General features: G+C 25.1%; 1 pseudogene. It reads right to left on the bottom strand.

Annotation, left to right across the window (positions count from 1 at the left end):
- Positions 1-211, bottom strand: a pseudogene (locus CN514_RS24460) (hypothetical protein); the annotation flags it as partial.
- Positions 212-674 lie beyond the last annotated feature (463 nt).

The following is a 674-nucleotide window of genomic DNA, read 5'->3' on the forward strand; positions in this document are numbered from 1 at the left end:
AATTATAATAATATTTATTTTTCTCCTCATTTTCAATATTATATTTACTAAACTCGAGGGTACCAATTAACTTTTTATCCGAATTACAAATTCCATAACGAGTAACTTCATTACTTCTTTCTAAGAAAGATATTTCGTTTTCTTCACAAAAATCTCCCCAAAGCTCGTTAAATAAATTATTCTCTTCTTTTGTATGAATAACACGAAACACTCTCACTCACCCCTAATATTCCTATATAAATATTCTTATCTTACGTCTATAAAACAACGTTTATACCAAATTTTAATATTGTCTCTTTAATTCTATTTAGTTATTTTATTAAAAAAATATTTTATTGGCCTGTTTATATATGGCTCTATTGTATGGTAAAATTTAACTTTTGGCAACGCTTACATAACTAATTATGTATAATTTGTGAAATCAAAATTATCTCATAATTAGTTTTCTAGTATAGATTAATACGTTATTGTAAGTTTTCGACCGAAATATTATTTCGTAATTTATAATATAAACAATGTATCAAACTGTCAAAAAACATCTTCGAATGAAAAAATTATGCCCTATGCCTTCGATTGGTAAAGGGCACATAAATTTTGTTTGATTGACTTTCTAAATTCAGTTTCAATTAAAATCGAACCACAAAGATCATTTTTGATTATTTAAGTTCTTCAAG

Origin of the sequence: Bacillus sp. AFS001701 (assembly GCF_002559405.1) — a bacterium.
Lineage (GTDB): Bacteria > Bacillota > Bacilli > Bacillales > Bacillaceae_G > Gottfriedia.